Here is a 13,884-nt window from a genome sequence, read left to right as displayed (position 1 = left end):
GGCTTAAAGATGGCGGGGCGTTTCAGATCCGATTTGATCTTTATCGTCTCCCCCAGGACGATCTTTAATACGGGCCCTTATCGCGTAACGCTGCCAGACATGCGATGTGCGAAACGTTCGGCCGCCTGAAGGGCCTCCTGCTTGGCCTGCTCCAGTACGTTCTCTTTCGGTAAAACAGCGTTGCCCTGCGCACGAATGATCTCGTAGCTGTCAAATCCCATAAAGGTAAACATCGATCGTAGATATTGATGGGAATATTCCACTTCCGTGTACCAGTCGTTATTGGTGTATATCGATCCGCTTCCCTGAATAACGAGTACGCTCCGTCCGTCCTTAAGCAAGCCTACGGATCCCGAATGGGTAAACGTGTACGTTTCCCGCGGAATGAGAATGGCGTCCATGTAGTCTTTGAGTTTGGACGGGATATTGAAATTATGCATCGGCATCGCAATGACGATGTTCTTCGCACCTTTGAACTGCCGCAGCAGTTCGTTCGTCCGGTCCGTAACGGCCTGCTCCTCCGGTGTAAGCCATTCTCCTGCTGCGGACTTGCTGCGGGCCGTTAGAGCAACGTGATCCAGCAGTGGTACCTCGTCACGATAAAGATTGACTTGTTCGAACTCACCTTCTGGGACAAGCTCTCTGTAACGCTGTAAAAAAGACTCGAGCACGTTTAAAGTCACCGAGGTGGTGGATTCTACGTCCGGATGGGCATTTAGAACCAGCATTTTATTCATGATGCATCCTCTCCTACTCATTCACAATTGTCGATAATATTGATCGTCGATTAGATCTGTCGACATTATAACTTGCCATCATTCCGTTTGTCAATCGCGTTACGTTTGACATCAAAAATGTTTGCTTTTAACATTATGGTTAGTGAATTTGTCGGGAGGCAGGTGGCTTGCATGCAGTATAGTATTGGGGTCGAATATGCTTTGCATTGCCTCGTATATTTGATTGATCTCCCGGTGGACAGTCCGATCGGGATCAAAGAACTTTCCGCCTACCAAGGTTTGTCGGAGACGTATCTGTCCAAAATATTCGGGAAGCTGTCCAAAGCGGGTATTGTGGATTCGGTACCAGGGGTCAAGGGCGGCTACAAGCTGGCCAAATCCCCGGATGCGATAACTTTCTGGGACGTCGTAACGGCCGTCGAAGGAGATCAGCCCATTTTTCAATGCCAGAACATTAAAGATAAAAATTATTTCTACCGGAGCAAGGAAAACAACGATGCGTGCGCTTCCTGTACGCCTTCGGATTGCTTGATCAATATGGTCATGCTGGAGGCGGAGGAGAAAATGCGGGATTCTTTGCGTAGCCGGACACTGCAGTGGATGAACGAGGAACTGGAGCGCACCTTGCCCAAGGAAACCCGGGAAGATGCGCGCGCCTATTTTAAGAAGAACAACAAGGTTAAGTAGGCCAGGTTTTTGCAATTGGATTTAAAATAAAAAAAAGCCGCAGCAATGCGGCTTTTTTAACTATTGTCTATTCTCGTCATCTTGCGATTTGCACTTTATGAATAAGCTATGCCCGCCAAAACGTTGTGCAGTCTGCCTTATCCAAAATGTTAAATTTGATCATTTTCTCAAGTAAGGAGTAATCAACAGGACGATCCCAGCGGATCCGCACCAGCTCCTTGGTGTGATCATAGCCAGATTGTACAATTTCATCGGAAAAATGAAGAATTCCCGCCCTTTCAGGGGCAACAGCCAGATGATGTTTGGCAACGCTGAAGCCGATGATAAATGTGCCGTGATCGGTAAACATAGGCTGATTCCACGCAATTTTTGGCGTTAAATCCGGGAATGTCTTCGTGATCCAGCCAATAATTTCTTCCAATCGGGCACGATGCTCGGGGTTATCCATCCGTGTTAAGTATTCTTTAAAAACTTCCATGGTCTCCCTCCTATTTCCATTATCCTTCCACGATATCCGCCCGCAAATCTCCTGCAATTTCGATCATAAGGGGTACGATGTCTTGATGAGAGACCGCTGCATACAACTCCCCCATATAGTGCCTAAAAGGAATGAGGGCGTCTCCATGCTGCCACATAAAGAAATCCCCTTCAATCGACATGGTACTCTCTTCCCCTTGCACAGTCAGCACCGTTTGGTAAGTAAAATCAGCCTTGGTTGAAAAATAAGCTTTGCATTCTTCAAGTGAAATGTCCTGATCACCGGAGTCCGGCTGCATCGATCTCGTAATTCGAAAGCGTTGATTCATAAATATCCTCCAAAAATAAATGACTTTCTACTTCATATCCTCCACTACCTTAATCGTTAGGCGGATCACTGTCAATGGAGGCTCAAGGGCTCTCCGTCTCTTATTGAACCGTGGAGAACTTGCGGGAGATGGTCCTGTATTTTGTAGGTGAGATGCCTTTTTTAGCCGTAAATTGCTTGATCAAGTGAGTGTCATACTCAAATCCGGCAGCGTGAGCAATTTCATCAAGCTTCATCCCGGTGTGCGTTAAAAGTTCACTTGCAACTTTTAAGCGGTATGACAGCAAGTAACCCATGGCTGTAAGACCACATCTTTCCTGAAACAGCTTATTCAGCGTCACTCGGTTTAAATGAGCGCAGCTCGTCAGATCTTCCAAAGAAATCTTTCTGGAATAGTTCGTGTGAATATACTCCAGCACCAAATCGACAGGGGAATGTTCGCCATTTCGGTTTAAATCCTCGAGCAAACCTAGAATTTGGATGAGGTATTTCTTTATTCTGCACACCCAGCGGGCATCACTTTGCGCCTGCACTTCCATGCCGAGTATAAAAAACCATTCAAATAATAGCGGAAATGCTTTCTCGGTGATACGGGGTACAGCTGTATATGGATCCTCCCTGTGAAAAAGGGAACGGCCTGCTTGTATTCTCGGACTCGTCGGGAAATAGCCCCGCGTATCGGCGAGAGTGATCGTGTTAAGAAATTCGGGATGAAAACGAAAGGATTGTGCGGCAACGTTTTGTTTTTCTATCACTTCCATCTCGTCATCCTCGGCCAAGCAAAGGATACCAGGAGCTACGATCGATATCGGCCGTTCGTTTAACGTCCCGCTCATCCTTCCTGATGTGAAGAAAATGAGAGTATAACGCTTAGGATAAGGAAGCACGCTGAGATCCTCCACAGCGGAAAACTCAATATTCACATTACGATGTTTGTGTCGGTCTATTTGCGGCATAGCCATCACCTATCAAATTTTATAGTTAGATGCTTCGTTTATGCCAGTGTACCATACCAGCACAAAGGATATAATGGCGATGCAACGACAAAAGGAGGGAAAACACGATGACTATTGAGCGTTTTCACATTCATGTCGCAGACGAAATGTTGGACGATCTAAAATACAGACTGGATCATATTCGCTGGCCGGAACAAGTAGATAACGATGGATGGGAACGAGGTACGGAATTAAGTTATTTAAAGTCGCTCGTTTCGTACTGGAAGGATCATTATGATTGGCGAGCCAAGGAATCCGAGTTAAACCGCTTTTCCCAGTATTGCTGCCATATCGACGGGATCGATGTGCACTTTGTACATGAGCGTGGTAAAGGATCTAACCCTCTGCCCATCATTCTTACCCACGGTTGGCCCGACAGTTACCTTCGTTACGAAAAAATCATTCCTCTGCTTACGGATCCTGCCAGCTGCGGCGGAAATCCAGAAGACTCATTTGATGTGATTGTCCCGTCATTACCTGGTTTTGGGTTCTCAAGCCGCCCTGCACATTCCGGTGTCAACAATTTTCGTGTCTCGGAAATGTGGGCTAAGCTGATGACGCAGCACTTAGGTTACAAAAAATTTGCTGCCGCCGGCGGGGATATCGGCTCCGGTGTTACAAGGTACCTGGCAGCCAATCATCCGGAACTGTTATTCGGAATCCACTTGACCGATATCGGCATCATTAGAGATCTGATGACGGCAACGGATCAGGCAAAGCTGTCGGAAGAAGAACTGCGATATAAGAAAAACGCATCGGCATGGATTGCTGAAGAGGGTGGCTATATGTCCCTTCAATCGACCCGCCCCCAAACATTGGCGTATGGACTATCCGATTCACCGGTCGGCTTGGCAAGCTGGATCATTGAAAAATTCCGGGCATGGAGCGATTGTAACGGTAATCTTGAGCAAAAATTCAGTAAAGATGAACTGATCACGTATATAATGATTTATTGGGTGACAAACACGGCCATGTCGGCAGCGAACATTTATTATGAGAATTCTCATTCCTTGCCGCCATTGGGCTACATTGAGGTGCCGACAGGCATCGCATTACTCCCTGCTGATATATTGCTGCCGCCCCGAGAATGGGCTGTACGCAACCTAAATGTAACCCGCTGGACTACGTTGCCCCGTGGCGGACATTTTACCGCATTGGAAGAACCCGAGCTCTTGGCACAGGACATTCGTGCCTTCTACAAGCCGTTTAGAGGGACAAATCATCATTAATATTCATGAAAATCTAAAACGTGCACTCCCCAATACTACGATAAACAACGGCAGCCGATCGTGTGATCGGCTGCCGTTGTATGATTTCGCGAGGTTCCTCTCCAATGATTTTTCAACTCACGTGTCGTCTGCGCCGTTCGGCACTCATCCACTCAGGACTCCAGGTTTGCTCTTTGTCATCGATCCGTTTGCCTGGTGGAACAATGGCATCGATCGCATCCAACACATCCGTGCCGAGCCTCAATTCTGCACCGGCAATATAGGCTTTTAATTGTTCTGAAGTGCGCGGTCCCCAGAGAGTTGACGTGACGGATGGATGACTTTGGGTAAAAGCGACTGCCATATCCGCTAGTAGAATCCCCGCTTCATTCGCAAGATGCTGCAGCTTTTCAATGATCTTAAACTTATATTCATTTTCAGCTAGCTCAGGATTTAACGCATCTGCATACCCTTTTAATGTCGCAGCACGAGAATCGCTTAGGGCGGCCTGACCTGCTTTGTACTTTCCTGTCAGCAAGCCACCAGATAAGGGACTGTACACGAATAGAGAAAGATCATATTGTTTAGCGACTTCAGCAAGTTCGAATTCCATTTGTCGATTGATCATAGAATATGGTGTTTGTTCACTTACAAATCGCTGGATGTGATATCGATCGCTAATGGCTTGTGCCTGAACCATTTGCCAACCCAGGTGATTTGAAGTACCGATATGATAAATTTTCCCTTCTTTCACCAAATCGTTCAACGTTAATAGAATCTCCTCATAAGCAACAAATTCAAAAGGAAGATGGAGTTGATAAAGGTCTATATAGTCGGTCTGCAAACGTAACAGACTTTGTTCAACAGCATTTCGTATTGAGCGGCGAGATGCACCACTATGATTTAATTCCAGGGTAGCCTCCGCACCAAATTTAGAAGCTAATATGACATTTTGCCGCCTGGTTTTAATCGCTTTTCCGATAATGCGTTCCGATTCCCCATTTCCGTATCGGTTAGATGTATCAATCAGATTGATCCCAAAATCCAATGCTTCATCAATCATTTTTATACTATCTTCTTCACTTGTCCTTGATCCAAAACTGGATCCGCCTAATGCAAACGCGCTGACTTTCGTACCCGTCTTTCCAAGATATCTATACTCCATGGTTTCCCTCCTAAAATTTGATATAGCCCGATGGTAATGAACACGTGTTGATTAAGGCTATAGAAGCAATTATAATCAGGCATAACGGGGAGTTCAATGAACATAAAAGGCCACGTGTTGATTAATAGATACAACGTTAAAATTGTTGATAAACACCGACATTCATCATGGAGGTACACAAATGAGCCAAAATAGTACGGATTTGAGAGTCGTCCGGAGTCGCACGCTAATGGAGAACGCCTTGTTGTCTATTTTAGAAAATAAAGGTATTAAAGGGCTGACGGTTAAAAACCTATGTGAAACAGCAGGAATTAATCGAGGCACTTTTTATTTGCATTATAAAGATATTTTTCATCTGATTGAGGAAACGGTATTTATTCAAGAATTATTGAGCGTTTTCGAACCTCTCAATCTTCAGGAGTTGATGCGCTATCCTGCTCATGAGGAAGCTTATCCTCCGATTACCAAGGCCTTCCAATACATGCATAAGCATGCCAGCTTTTTTAAAGCGCTATTCCATCCGGAAGCTCCAGCAGAGTTAAAAGAACGGCTCCAGTATTTAGTGGGTACACGTTTGTATGAAAATTTGAAGCGAAATCAAGACGATCTTTCTGAAAACCTATTTACGGATTATGCAATTGCTTATTTGGGAAATGCACAGTTTGGAATGATTCAACATTGGTTTACGGCGGATCGTTCCATTCCTCCCGAAGATATAGCGAGAATGCTGACCAGATATATACGCAATACACCATGTCTTGAAAACGGTGGTTGAATTTTGTATGGTGCCTGCAGTTATTTGAGCATCCGATGTGTAAGCAACAAAAAAAGCAGCAGTTCAACGTTTTGAACTGCTGCTTTTACTTTTAAGATCATACTCGAGAAAATAAAATCAAACCAGCTCCAGCGCTTTCAGCAAGGCGTATTCACTGGATTTGGCGCCTTCCTGCGAATAATGCGCATTCGGAAAGGCTGGAGCCAAATGATGATATCCAGGATATACATGCAGCTCCACCAAGACACCGTCAAAGGCAAGCTGTTGGGCAAATCGTATCGCTTCATCGATGAACAAATCAATGCTGCCTATGCTGATATACGTGGGCGGTAAACCGGCCAGCGATTTCGCACGCGCAGGCACGTAATACTCGCTGGTCCCCTCTTGACCGGGTTCATGCCCTAGTACCGATTTCCATCCAAAATAATTGCTGCGATTTGTCCACACAAACTCGCCGGCATAGGGATGATCCGGCGATATACTCGTACGGTCATCGAGCATCGGGCTGCGCAGCCTTAGATGATGAATATCGAATTCCTTTTGATCACGAATGTATAGGGCTAGCCCTGCCGCAAGTCCGGCACCTGCGCTGCTCCCCCCAACCGCGACTTTCTGAATATCGATCGCGAGTTCCTCAGCATGCTCAATGCACCATTTCAGGGCTGAATAACAGTCATGCAACTGGCTTGGCTGAATATGTTCCGGCGCGAGTCGGTAATACACAGATACGCAGCAAAAACCATGCTGCGCCGCCAAGGCTGCATTCGCTGAGCGATCGCCGACCGGACTGCCCATAACCATTCCGCCACCGTGAATCGAATAATATAACGGCATTTTATCGTACTTGGGCTCACGAGGTTTAATGATTTCTATGCGTATATCGGGTCCGCCAAAATAACTTGGCACCGCCCTTTCTTCCCATGTGACAGGAAACAGCTGCGTTACATCTATTTGCGGAATCATTTTTGCTTGACTTTCCCGTGATTCCATTAGGGTTGCATCCGTCAGATCGCTTGTCGGAAATAAATCAAGTGCACTTATAATCTCCGGATCGACCAGATGCCTGCTTCTGTTTTTTTGTTCGTTCATCGTTACGTTTCCCCGCTTTCTTATAGAATCCTTCGAAGGATGATGTGGTCCAGCATTCCCCGATGGGATCGATTTCATAAGTTGTTGTATCGATCTTCTGCACCAGCGGATTGTTCCTCCGCCTATTCAAATTCTAAAGAGCGCAATAAGCGATTCATATGTAAACAATGACTTAGAATCGTTTTCGACAAAAAAAACGTCTATCGACGTACCTTCAAAGAAGACAGACCGCGTCTAAAGGAAGCTTTCTCGCGAGATCAGGAAACAGAAGCTCCGAAACTTATACTTTCTGATCTCTTAAAAAAACTGATGAAGATAATCTTCATCAGTGCCGTTCGTTATTTATTTCCCGAATATACAATTTTCTTAATCGTTTCAATGGAGAGGAAATAGTCCTCAGCAAGCTGCTCGATACTGCTATTATTCTTATATGCCTGTCTGATCTCGGCATTTCGCTGATCCAGACACTGCCTTCCGCCGCTCAAGCTCCCCCATTGCTGATATTCCTTCTGCTGCTTCGGAATATAAATCGTCTCTCCTTGGACATACTGTTGAATCTCTAAAATTAGCTTTTCAGGTAGTATTTTTTTAGCATTCGTATATTTCAATTCGCTTCACTCCTTATTTTGAAAATAAGGTGCAAAGCCAAAATATTAGAAAAGCTTATTCCGCGTTAGTTAAAATTCCGCCCCACACAAAGTAACGCTTCTCCAATACTGGCTTTGCATGAGTGAAAGAAGTCACAGACAATCTTGATCGATTCTCCACCAGTAAAGCACCCCCTTAACGTTCCAAGTATACCATATTTCAGATGGGCGGTTCCTGTCATTATGAATTCTAGTCAACCATTCTGCTCCAAATCATATGACGCTTATTCAGCCTTGGTCTGGTCCGTTAAAGAAAAAAGGATATTTGCCTAAAACCAAGAACTTCTTAACATGTTAGATAGAATGAACTAAAGAAATATAGAGCCGTATGAGACCGTTATAACAGGAAGTTCAAAGCTAAACTTTAGTTCAATCTATATAGTCGTTTTATTATATAAAGTTTATTTAAAGATTGGAGGAGCTTTTCGTGAAAAGGAGAAAAATCAAATGGGGATGATTGTACTCGGTATATTCATGATTGTATTAAGCCTGTACGATTATAAAAATCCTAATTCCAAGCTTCTTAAATTTTTGCGACGTGCTCCCAAGAATGATACCGAAGCCCAACAAGTACGCTCAAATGGTTCCACTGAAATGTTTGGCGGGATCATATTTATTTTGATTGGAGTAGTCGTTCTTCTGTTACGAAAATATGGGGACTTCTAGCGATCAACCAGGAATGAAACAACAACTGACACTGAACTCATACAAAGGAGTCAATCCATGTATACCCAACCTACTGCACTACGCTCTGTTTTAGATCCAAAGTACCTGGAATACTGCCTTAGCAAGCACTATGACATTGGAGAATGGAATGAATGTTTGTATTGGCTGCGTGGACTAAATGATACTTATAGAATTCGAACTTCTAAAGGTTTGTACATACTGCGAGTGTATCGTCAATCGGTTGAAGAATGTGATGTTGCTTATGAGTTATCTTTATTAACCCAATTACAACGCGAGTTGAGCTCAGTGGCTACACAAGTATCCGAACCCATGATCCAAAGGGACGGCCGTTTGTATACCATTTTGGATGCACCAGAAGGTAAGCGAATAGCCGCCATTTTCCGCTATTTGAGCGGCACCGAAAATCTGCTTCACGACGAAAAATCATGTTTTTCATTTGGAAAATCTGCTGCCGAATTGCATACAGCGATGGATCGGATAACTATGAATCAGCCCAGGTTTCACCTGGATGCTCACTTCCTTATCGATCAATCCCTGCATCGGATTGTGGACTACCTTGGAGAGACCCACCGTTCCGTGTCTTTCCTACGTGAATTTGCGGGCGCTTTAATGGACCGGATTCATACAGCAGCTGACCAGGGCTTGGATTGGGGAATCTGCCATGGAGATATGCACGGCAACAATAATGCGTTCCAGGATGGGGACCACTTCACTCATTATGACTTTGAATGGTCTGCACAAGGTTGGCGCGCTTATGATTTGGCACAAGTCCGGGGCAGAAAACGTCAATTAGAGGATCGAAAGGAAGCGCTTTGGGATTCGTTCATCTCAGGTTATCGATCGGTTAGAGACTTTTCTGCACAGGATGAATCTGCGATTGATTTATTTATGATCGCTCGCCGCTTTTGGATTATGGGGCTTGATGTGGCATTCATCCATAATGATTCTGGCGCCCTGGACTTTTCGGAAGATTGGCTGGAAGGGTTTGTTCAGAAATTTCGCTCATACCATATTATTTGAAATGCCTCCGCCTAACCCATCTAGTATCTGTTTCATCCGATGATTATGAAAATTAAAATGCAAAAAAGCCGCATCTTTGCGGCTTTCTCCTAAGTAGTTTAGTACTCTTTCTTGATGACAAAAAACGAGCCCCGGATCGTTCCAGCCAATTTAGACTTCTGCCGGGCAAACTTAAACTTTTCCAGCTCCTTCGGTTCCTCCATCCCGTCCGAAAGCTTAAAACCAACGGCCCGTTTCTTCGGGTCATCCACCGTATACATTACATTGAGCCCCAGACCATCTTCATAAAAGACATAGGTGAATTGAATATTTTCGACTTGAAATTGCGATGTTTCCAAAGGCTTGGCTGAAAACTCGATCTCTCGTTCTTCTTTCAAAATCCGGTTCACATAATCCAGAGTCTCCTGGCTTTCGCTGGCGGGTACGACCGTAAATTTGTGCTTATACTTGTTCATGAAGTAACGGGCCTCATTCGCCCGAAGCCCAGCAAGCGCTTCTGCTACTGGAGAAGACTCAACACCAACGGTGGACACATTTTTAAAATCAACGATATACGACATTTCTATCCCTCCTAAAAGTTTTGCAAGGCGTTACACCTTAGAACTCACTTCGGGCAAAATCCGCCCCGATTACTTCACGAATTTACTTACTTCTTTACGACAGGAATCCACATTTCGCCAAATACGACGCCGTCCCGCTGCCCCATCTCAACGGTTGCATTCGGCCCTCCAACATAAGCATAATCTTTCGCTTCCGGCAGCACTTGACCAAACGCAACGCCAGCAAGCTGATTGCTCAGATCATTGGATGTCGGCGCTTCCCCTTTAACAACGAGGTATTCGCCCTGAGGGAATTGGATCATTCTCGTTGCCTCTGGCAGCGAAGCATCCGTCATGACGCCGGCATAGTACATCATCTTGTTGTTCACCGCTTCGTTCACGGCAAAAATGAAATCATTAGCGGCGATGGATTTTAACGTATCCAGCCTTCCATCTTCTTCGACAGCCGACCAGAATTCTGCTTTTTCTTTGTTGATGCCGGCGTAGTCTGTGTAATCGCTCTTCAGTTCCGTTCCAATCCCCAATACGATAAAGCTGTCCTTTTTTTCCAACGTATATTGTGCCATTTTGATTACCATCCTTTTTTTAAATTTGTTCAAATGATTTGTGTTTTCACTTGATAGGTTTATAATAACCTTGAATCATGTCAAAAAGTGATACTGTTTAGGAGACTCCTATGAAAAAAGTTGAACGGATTAATATCATCATGCGGTATATCAACAACCGTGCCCACTTTACGATTTCCGAAATCATGCGGGAATTTAACATCTCCCGATCGACGGCGATCCGGGATATCCGGGAAATCGAAGCGATGGGGATGCCACTTGTTGCAGAAGTCGGCAGGGATGGCGGGTATTTCGTCATGAACAACTCGATCCTGCCCACGGTCCGCTTTACCGATAACGAAATTAAAGCATTGTTCATTGGCTTCATGGCTACAAGAAATCAACAGCTCCCATATTTGAAGAGCCGCCATTCGCTGGCCGAGAAATTGCTTGGCCTGATTTCGAAAAACCAGCAGGATGACCTTGTCCTGTTGAATCAAATTTTGCTGTTTGAAGGAACCAACCCCAATAATCCCGACCTGCTCGACCTGTCGGACCTCCCCCATCCGATGCTGGAAAAGCTCATCCAAGTCCTTCTCAGGGATGAATATTTATGGATCACCATCCAAGAAGAGATGGAAATCAAGTCCTATCCCATTTATCTCCTGCACCTCTATCGTGAGAAAAGCGTGTGGCTGATCGAGGGATTTGATTTGAAGGAAGAGAAGAGAAGGATTATTCCTGTTGATGACCTTACCAATGTAGAGCCATACCCTTTGAAAAAAAGAATAAGTAAGAAAAAGATCCAAGAACAACTACGTAAGCAGGAAGAAATCACCAACCTGGTCATTGAGCTGGGTCCAAAAGCGATTGCGCAGTTCAGAAAATACCATCCAATAAAAGTATCCCTGTCCTATACGAATCCTTACCAAACGACAGCCATTTTAAGGACATATATTCATGTCGATAAAGCCGAAGAAATGACCGAAATAACCAATTGGCTGCTTTTCCTGGGTGGTGATATCAAGATCAGGGAGATGCCGAAAGAGATCTTGGAGGTGATCCAGGAAAGAATGGGCTTGTACCTTCCATAAACGGAGCCGGTAAAGCCCTCTCTTCTTCAGTCTGGCATTGAATTAGTGTTTTTCAGTAAATTTCATTAACACACGATTGCACTGTCTAATAAAATCAATGATGAACTCAAGTTCCTTATCATCATAATTAGATAGCAGTTGATTCATTTCCGCTGCAAATGAACTGAAGAGCGGGACAATGTTCTTTTCTGCATTTTCTTGGTTCATGTAAATGTTGACCCTTCTCTTGTCTTCCGGATCTTGTTCACGAAAAATAAAGCCTACCTTTTCCAATCTGTCCAAAACGCCCGTGATTGCTCCCGTTGTCAATCCAGTCAATGCAGCAAGCTGACCGGCTGTAAGCGGTTGGTTCTTCATAATGACATCCAAGCATTTGTGATCCGTGGAATTGATTCCTAACTTTGCAGCAATGGCTTGGTGAAACAGGATCGTTGCCGTACTGTTATTCCGTAATTCTTCATTAAGAATATTGATGTTTTTGCTTGTTGACATAAAAATCATCCTCTTTTATATTTATCTTATCTCATGAGATAAAATGTTTTGCTGCTTTCATTGTATCAATAAAATTGCCGATGAGCAAATGAAAAGAGGCTGATAGATATGTCCCAAATTTCAGTGGCTATTGCTGGAGCCGGGTTAAGCGGATTGTGTTTGGCCCATTCTTTACTTCGCGCCGGGTTCGATGTGCAGGTGTACGAAAGTGATCCGGAACCGTTTGCCCGCCGCCAGGGATACCGGGTCACGTTAGACGAGCACGGGATGGCAGGACTTCACAAGTGTCTTCCGCCGCGTTTATTCGAGTTGTTTTTGGCCACCACATCGCCCACTGACGAAGATTCTTACTTTCGAGTTACAAATCAGGACCTTGGAGAGGTCTTCAGGCTTACATTCAAAGGGGATCGGAGTGGTACCGATTTACGAACGCCGCGTCAAACCGATCGCCAAACGCTGCGTACGATTATGCTCGAAGGGCTGCAGGATCGGATTCATTATGGGAAAAAGGCGGTTCGGGCCGATGCGGCAGCGGATGGCGCCACCCTTCACTTTTCTGACGGAAGTTATACACATGCTTCACTCGTCATCGGTGCCGATGGTGTAAACTCGGCATTACGCAAGCAGCTGTTGCCCGACTGTGACCCGGAGGATGCGAACAGCTGGGGAATTTATGGTCGCACGCCTCTTCTGCATAACGGGCAGTCCATCGTTCCTGCTCCACTGAAAACGAGCGGCGTATACGCCATTGGAAAAGCGGGTAAAGGCTTTTTCTTTACGACGATGAACTTTCGCGAAGCTCCGCAAGCGGCTTTTTCTCGATTTGGAGCAGAGCAATCACCTCCCATTTCTGACGATTATGTCATGTGGGCTCTTCTCTTGCCAAAAGAACTGTTTCCTGCATCTCAAGAGAAACTTGATTCCGAAATACTGCATCACTTTGCACTAGAGACTGCCCTGGACTTTCACCCCGTGCTGAGGCGGTTCGTGAATCAAGCCGATGCAGATTACACCATGCTGGTAAAATTAAAAGCGGCCAGGAAGCCGTCTTCCTGGCCGGTGTCCCGAATCACTTTAATGGGCGATGCAGTACATGCTATGCCACCAACTGGATCTCATGGAGGCAACACAGCTCTACGAGATGCAGCTCTTCTCGCTGAAAAACTTAAAGCAGCAGTATCCCAAGGCGAACCTTTAGAGGAAGCCATTGCATCTTATCAAGCGGAGATGAGTTTGTATGCATTTCGTGAGGTGGAATCAGCCAAGGCGATGCTGAAGCGCTTCTCCATTCATAATCCATTCATGAGCTGGGTCATGTTACGTGCAATGCCTTGGATTCGTTCCTTTAAAAACAAGCCGTTAACAACAACAGAATAAC

At 45.1% G+C, this 13,884-nt stretch carries 17 protein-coding genes; 7 read left to right on the top strand and 10 right to left on the bottom strand.

The genetic code is table 11. The features are described from left to right. Positions 1-77 precede the first annotated feature (77 nt). Complete coding sequence (locus C7820_RS05845) at positions 78-737, bottom strand: FMN-dependent NADH-azoreductase (RefSeq protein ID WP_116230134.1); 660 nt, start codon at positions 735-737, stop codon at positions 78-80. A 171-nt stretch (positions 738-908) separates the two neighbouring features. On the opposite strand from C7820_RS05845, the gene C7820_RS05840 reads away from it, so the two are divergent. Continuing rightward, a complete protein-coding gene (locus tag C7820_RS05840) occupies positions 909-1,424 on the top strand; it encodes an RrF2 family transcriptional regulator (RefSeq protein ID WP_116230133.1) in 516 nt (171 codons plus the stop codon). Positions 1,425-1,530: 106 nt separating this feature from the next. Here C7820_RS05840 and C7820_RS05835 read toward each other — a convergent pair whose 3' ends face one another. The 3 genes from C7820_RS05835 to C7820_RS05825 form a co-directional block, all read right to left on the bottom strand. Beyond that, positions 1,531-1,902 (bottom strand): iron chaperone, encoded by a 372-nt coding sequence (locus tag C7820_RS05835; RefSeq protein WP_116230132.1) that lies wholly within the window; start codon positions 1,900-1,902, stop codon positions 1,531-1,533. 19 nt (positions 1,903-1,921) lie between these two features. Then, positions 1,922-2,230, bottom strand: coding sequence for a hypothetical protein (locus C7820_RS05830; RefSeq protein WP_116230131.1), 309 nt, complete (start codon positions 2,228-2,230; stop codon positions 1,922-1,924). 100 nt (positions 2,231-2,330) lie between these two features. After that, entirely contained in the window at positions 2,331-3,185 is an 855-nt protein-coding gene (locus tag C7820_RS05825; RefSeq protein ID WP_116230130.1) for a helix-turn-helix domain-containing protein, read from the bottom strand. A gap of 107 nt (positions 3,186-3,292) precedes the next feature. On the opposite strand from C7820_RS05825, the gene C7820_RS05820 reads away from it, so the two are divergent. Beyond that, complete coding sequence (locus C7820_RS05820) at positions 3,293-4,453, top strand: epoxide hydrolase family protein (RefSeq protein ID WP_116230129.1); 1,161 nt, start codon at positions 3,293-3,295, stop codon at positions 4,451-4,453. Positions 4,454-4,565: 112 nt separating this feature from the next. Here the strand turns inward: C7820_RS05820 and C7820_RS05815 are convergent, their stop codons facing one another. Further along, positions 4,566-5,597, bottom strand: coding sequence for an aldo/keto reductase (locus tag C7820_RS05815; RefSeq protein WP_116230128.1), 1,032 nt, complete (start codon positions 5,595-5,597; stop codon positions 4,566-4,568). A 181-nt stretch (positions 5,598-5,778) separates the two neighbouring features. Between C7820_RS05815 and C7820_RS05810 the strand changes: the two genes are divergently transcribed. Next, on the top strand, positions 5,779-6,372 hold the full coding sequence (locus C7820_RS05810) for a TetR/AcrR family transcriptional regulator (RefSeq protein ID WP_116230127.1): 594 nt from the start codon (positions 5,779-5,781) through the stop codon (positions 6,370-6,372). A gap of 117 nt (positions 6,373-6,489) precedes the next feature. Here C7820_RS05810 and C7820_RS05805 read toward each other — a convergent pair whose 3' ends face one another. Continuing rightward, positions 6,490-7,461: an alpha/beta hydrolase gene (locus C7820_RS05805; protein ID WP_116230126.1), complete on the bottom strand. Its 972-nt coding sequence runs from the start codon at positions 7,459-7,461 to the stop codon at positions 6,490-6,492. A 338-nt stretch (positions 7,462-7,799) separates the two neighbouring features. Beyond that, entirely contained in the window at positions 7,800-8,069 is a 270-nt protein-coding gene (locus C7820_RS05800) for a CD3324 family protein (RefSeq protein ID WP_116230125.1), read from the bottom strand. Between the two features lie 486 nt (positions 8,070-8,555). On the opposite strand from C7820_RS05800, the gene C7820_RS05795 reads away from it, so the two are divergent. Both C7820_RS05795 and C7820_RS05790 read left to right on the top strand, forming a co-directional pair. Continuing rightward, positions 8,556-8,774 (top strand): hypothetical protein, encoded by a 219-nt coding sequence (locus tag C7820_RS05795; RefSeq protein WP_116230124.1) that lies wholly within the window; start codon positions 8,556-8,558, stop codon positions 8,772-8,774. A 57-nt stretch (positions 8,775-8,831) separates the two neighbouring features. Then, positions 8,832-9,815 (top strand): phosphotransferase, encoded by a 984-nt coding sequence (locus C7820_RS05790; protein ID WP_116230123.1) that lies wholly within the window; start codon positions 8,832-8,834, stop codon positions 9,813-9,815. A gap of 98 nt (positions 9,816-9,913) precedes the next feature. Here C7820_RS05790 and C7820_RS05785 read toward each other — a convergent pair whose 3' ends face one another. Both C7820_RS05785 and C7820_RS05780 read right to left on the bottom strand, forming a co-directional pair. Further along, entirely contained in the window at positions 9,914-10,375 is a 462-nt protein-coding gene (locus tag C7820_RS05785) for a phage tail protein (protein WP_116230122.1), read from the bottom strand. A gap of 86 nt (positions 10,376-10,461) precedes the next feature. Then, positions 10,462-10,941 carry a GyrI-like domain-containing protein gene (locus tag C7820_RS05780; RefSeq protein ID WP_116230121.1) on the bottom strand — a complete coding sequence of 160 codons (480 nt, stop codon included), beginning with the start codon at positions 10,939-10,941 and terminating at the stop codon, positions 10,462-10,464. 110 nt (positions 10,942-11,051) lie between these two features. Here C7820_RS05780 and C7820_RS05775 point away from each other — a divergent pair, with 110 nt between their 5' ends. After that, positions 11,052-12,014 carry a helix-turn-helix transcriptional regulator gene (locus tag C7820_RS05775; protein WP_116230120.1) on the top strand — a complete coding sequence of 321 codons (963 nt, stop codon included), beginning with the start codon at positions 11,052-11,054 and terminating at the stop codon, positions 12,012-12,014. Between the two features lie 42 nt (positions 12,015-12,056). On the opposite strand, the gene C7820_RS05770 is transcribed toward C7820_RS05775, so the two are convergent. Then, on the bottom strand, positions 12,057-12,506 hold the full coding sequence (locus C7820_RS05770; protein WP_116230119.1) for a MarR family winged helix-turn-helix transcriptional regulator: 450 nt from the start codon (positions 12,504-12,506) through the stop codon (positions 12,057-12,059). A gap of 108 nt (positions 12,507-12,614) precedes the next feature. On the opposite strand from C7820_RS05770, the gene C7820_RS05765 reads away from it, so the two are divergent. Beyond that, positions 12,615-13,883 (top strand): FAD-dependent oxidoreductase, encoded by a 1,269-nt coding sequence (locus tag C7820_RS05765; RefSeq protein ID WP_116230118.1) that lies wholly within the window; start codon positions 12,615-12,617, stop codon positions 13,881-13,883. Position 13,884 lies beyond the last annotated feature (1 nt).

It is taken from the genome of Paenibacillus sp. VMFN-D1 (assembly GCF_003386155.1).
Taxonomy (GTDB): domain Bacteria; phylum Bacillota; class Bacilli; order Paenibacillales; family Paenibacillaceae; genus Paenibacillus_AQ; species Paenibacillus_AQ favisporus.
This window is presented reverse-complemented; position numbering and strand designations above follow the sequence as displayed.

Bases quoted from the DNA above. Each gene is read 5' to 3' on its own strand.
- C7820_RS05845 (WP_116230134.1), bottom strand. From the start codon at position 737: ATGAATAAAATGCTGGTTCTAAATGCCCATCCGGACGTAGAATCCACC.
- C7820_RS05840 (WP_116230133.1), top strand. From the start codon at position 909: ATGCAGTATAGTATTGGGGTCGAATATGCTTTGCATTGCCTCGTATAT.
- C7820_RS05835 (WP_116230132.1), bottom strand. From the start codon at position 1,902: ATGGAAGTTTTTAAAGAATACTTAACACGGATGGATAACCCCGAGCAT.
- C7820_RS05830 (WP_116230131.1), bottom strand. From the start codon at position 2,230: ATGAATCAACGCTTTCGAATTACGAGATCGATGCAGCCGGACTCCGGT.
- C7820_RS05825 (WP_116230130.1), bottom strand. From the start codon at position 3,185: ATGCCGCAAATAGACCGACACAAACATCGTAATGTGAATATTGAGTTT.
- C7820_RS05820 (WP_116230129.1), top strand. From the start codon at position 3,293: ATGACTATTGAGCGTTTTCACATTCATGTCGCAGACGAAATGTTGGAC.
- C7820_RS05815 (WP_116230128.1), bottom strand. From the start codon at position 5,597: ATGGAGTATAGATATCTTGGAAAGACGGGTACGAAAGTCAGCGCGTTT.
- C7820_RS05810 (WP_116230127.1), top strand. From the start codon at position 5,779: ATGAGCCAAAATAGTACGGATTTGAGAGTCGTCCGGAGTCGCACGCTA.
- C7820_RS05805 (WP_116230126.1), bottom strand. From the start codon at position 7,461: ATGAACGAACAAAAAAACAGAAGCAGGCATCTGGTCGATCCGGAGATT.
- C7820_RS05795 (WP_116230124.1), top strand. From the start codon at position 8,556: ATGGGGATGATTGTACTCGGTATATTCATGATTGTATTAAGCCTGTAC.
- C7820_RS05790 (WP_116230123.1), top strand. From the start codon at position 8,832: ATGTATACCCAACCTACTGCACTACGCTCTGTTTTAGATCCAAAGTAC.
- C7820_RS05785 (WP_116230122.1), bottom strand. From the start codon at position 10,375: ATGTCGTATATCGTTGATTTTAAAAATGTGTCCACCGTTGGTGTTGAG.
- C7820_RS05780 (WP_116230121.1), bottom strand. From the start codon at position 10,941: ATGGCACAATATACGTTGGAAAAAAAGGACAGCTTTATCGTATTGGGG.
- C7820_RS05775 (WP_116230120.1), top strand. From the start codon at position 11,052: ATGAAAAAAGTTGAACGGATTAATATCATCATGCGGTATATCAACAAC.
- C7820_RS05770 (WP_116230119.1), bottom strand. From the start codon at position 12,506: ATGTCAACAAGCAAAAACATCAATATTCTTAATGAAGAATTACGGAAT.
- C7820_RS05765 (WP_116230118.1), top strand. From the start codon at position 12,615: ATGTCCCAAATTTCAGTGGCTATTGCTGGAGCCGGGTTAAGCGGATTG.